This window comes from Saccharibacillus qingshengii (assembly GCF_013185195.1).
GTDB lineage: Bacteria > Bacillota > Bacilli > Paenibacillales > Paenibacillaceae > Saccharibacillus > Saccharibacillus qingshengii.
Genome location: NZ_JAAZWC010000066.1, coordinates 1 through 2,584 on the forward strand (window position 1 = coordinate 1; position 2,584 = coordinate 2,584).

General features: G+C 41.2%; 4 protein-coding genes. 3 read left to right on the forward strand and 1 reads right to left on the reverse strand.

What is annotated here, in order from left to right:
* Positions 1 to 202 precede the first annotated feature (202 nt).
* The 3 genes from HRQ60_RS23195 (at position 203) to HRQ60_RS23205 (ending at position 1,455) form a co-directional block, all read left to right on the forward strand.
* Complete coding sequence (locus HRQ60_RS23195) at positions 203 to 688, forward strand: GNAT family N-acetyltransferase (RefSeq protein WP_343044810.1); 486 nt, start codon at positions 203 to 205, stop codon at positions 686 to 688.
* Between the two features lie 219 nt (positions 689 to 907).
* A complete protein-coding gene (locus tag HRQ60_RS23200; RefSeq protein ID WP_172200975.1) occupies positions 908 to 1,081 on the forward strand; it encodes a hypothetical protein in 174 nt (57 codons plus the stop codon).
* Positions 1,078 to 1,455, forward strand: coding sequence for a type II toxin-antitoxin system death-on-curing family toxin (locus HRQ60_RS23205; RefSeq protein WP_172200978.1), 378 nt, complete (start codon positions 1,078 to 1,080; stop codon positions 1,453 to 1,455). Before HRQ60_RS23200 ends, HRQ60_RS23205 begins: the two co-directional genes overlap by 4 nt.
* A 181-nt stretch (positions 1,456 to 1,636) precedes the next feature.
* Here HRQ60_RS23205 and HRQ60_RS23210 read toward each other — a convergent pair.
* Positions 1,637 to 2,584 (reverse strand): IS110 family RNA-guided transposase (locus HRQ60_RS23210; RefSeq protein ID WP_172200981.1); only part of this gene is annotated, 948 nt, incomplete at its 5' end.

A 2,584-nucleotide genomic window follows, 5' to 3' on the forward strand; every position in this document is an offset into this window, starting at 1 on the left:
TAGAAGCGGAATCAAGAGGTCAGGGACATCAGTTAACATAATATTCACGCTGCGGACATACGTCCTTGGCCCGGCATACGCCGGACACTCGACATGCGTCGAGTCGTGAATACAGGAACGTTATAAGAAATCCCACAAAATCAAACGATTAACATAAATAGAGAGGAAGAGCACAATAAAAAATTTAATAAATCTTAGAAAAATCGAAATCGATGATTATGAGACGGTTTTAGCATGGAGTAGGGATAAGCTATTCTGCTCATCAAATGGATGGGAACAGAATAGAGATGAACAAGAAGTATATCGATGGTGGGAGGCTTGTGTTAATAAGCCTTCAGATGATTTTATGAGAAAAGGGATTGAATATAAAGATGAACTTATTGGCTATACGGATTTGGCTTACATAAAAGATCAGACAGCAGAATTAGGAATTGCAATAGGTGCAAGTCATTATTGGGGGAAAGGAATAGGGCTTGAAGCAAGTAGAAGGATAATGGAATATGGATCAAAGAAATTTGGAATAAAATTATATCGTGCAGAAACAAGCGAGTATAATATTTCCTCTAGAAAAATGCTGGAAAAGCTAGGTTACAAAGAAGTAGGAAGGGAAGGACAAGAAGAGTACAGAGATAGAGAAGGTCAACTGATACAGTATGAATATAAAATAGCAAATGACAAGAATGTATAACCATTTAAAGAGTGTGGGACATCTTATAACATAATATTCACGCTGCGGACATTCGTCCTTGGTCCGACATACGTCGGACACCCGGCATTGCCGGGTCGTGAATACAGAAACGTTATACGTAATACCGGAAAAACATATTTAAAAACTAGACCAGACAAAGAGTTAATTGATTTAACATTTTGCGTTATACTATGAAGTAAGAATAGGAGGCGATTCCTCATGAGCCTGGAACAAAAATTGGTTAGCGACTTTTTATCTTTATCCCAAGAAAAACAAATGGAAGTCATTGATTTCGTAGAATTTCTAAAGACGAAAAATGCATCTCAAACAGAATCTATGATGGACGACATCATTAACGAGAATTTAGAAGCGCTTAAAGAACTCGCCAAATGAAATTGATTACGATTGACCAATTGCTGATCTATCATCAAAAGATCATGAAGGTAACGGGTGGAGCAGATGGAGTTAGAGATCAAGGATTGCTAGAAAGCGCATTGGGTAAAGCTGAACAGACCTTTGATGGTGAAGAGTTGTACCCAGGGCTAACAAGGAAAGTTTCTGTCGTGACTTTCTCCTTAATCAAAAACCATGGATTCGTGGATGGAAATAAACGTATTGGAGTAGCCGTTATGCTACTTTTACTTCGATTAAATGGATATTCTATTCGATATAGTCAAGATGAACTCGTTCAATTAGGATTAGGAACAGCAGAAGGAAAATTAAATGAAAATGATATTGAGGAATGGATAATAAGGCATCGAGAATAAAGCTCGGTGTCTTATTCTATATCTTCTTGAATATTCAAGAAAGATCGTTACTACGTATAAACCAGCTAATCAAAGTCAAGTCTTTCATAAAACAATCGTTGAGCTGTCTAAATGGAACATACTGAAATAAACCTACCTTGGAAGGCAGATAAAAAATGGATTCTATATCCAATTTCAGTGCTTAGCGAGTTTCAAAGACCGATCCTGAGTTCCACATGCCAAAAATAATGCGTAAAAGCTTATGTGAAGCGGCTACAATGGCGACTTTTGCCGGTTTGCCTTCATCCCGTTTTTGCTGATAAAATTGAAAGAGAGTCGAATTTCTCGGACCGTGAATCTGCTTGGAAATGCCGGCTACGGTCGCTTGATAAAGCGCTGTTCGCAGGTACGAAGAGCCTCGTTTCGATATTCGATTCTTCTTGGATTTGAAGGTTCCCGATTCGTGAACAGCTGAGTCTAGCCCTGCAAAAGCTGTTAGCTGCTTCACGGAAGGGAACCTTTTGATGTCTCCAATTTCAGCAATAAGCATGGCGGCTGTTAAAGGTCCTACCCCGGGAATGGTACGAAGCAGCGCGTAAGTTTCGATCGATTCGGCGAGGGATTGCATCGATCGTAAAAGGTCGTCCATGCAATCCTGGTAGGTTTGAAGAAGGTAGATATAGTGTTTGAGAATGGCCTTTTGAGCTTCGATTCCATGAAGATCTGGTAGGCTGTGTCTGGCTATTTCAAGCAGCAGCAGCCGCTTGGTTTCGTTCCAAGCTCGACCTCGACGGTTGCTTAGCAGAAGGTTCAATACCTCTTCCGGATCTGCAGCTAGAAGCTCGGTAGGAGTCGGGAAACGAGAGAGCAGCTCCAAAGAAGTGCGGTTGCAGACCTTTTGAAAAGCTTGATCGTAACCGGGAAAAAGGAGATCCAAAACGGCACAAAAATGAAGCTGCGTCTGCCCGTATAAAGCCGTCCAATGCTGATATTGTCGGCAGAACACACGGAGCTTCTGAACGGTCTCGTCCAACGGTACGTGAGGCTGAGGATCTTGCAAGTAAAAAACTTGGGCAATCCGTATCGCATCGATGGGATCTGTTTTCACCTTGCGTACCGCTTTTTGCTTCAGTTGGTGAGTCAACAACGG

What these genes read in the sequence shown, in the direction of transcription:
- HRQ60_RS23200 (WP_172200975.1), top strand. Translation starts at nt 908, where the DNA reads ATGAGCCTGGAACAAAAATTGGTTAGCGACTTTTTATCTTTATCCCAA.
- HRQ60_RS23205 (WP_172200978.1), top strand. Translation starts at nt 1,078, where the DNA reads ATGAAATTGATTACGATTGACCAATTGCTGATCTATCATCAAAAGATC.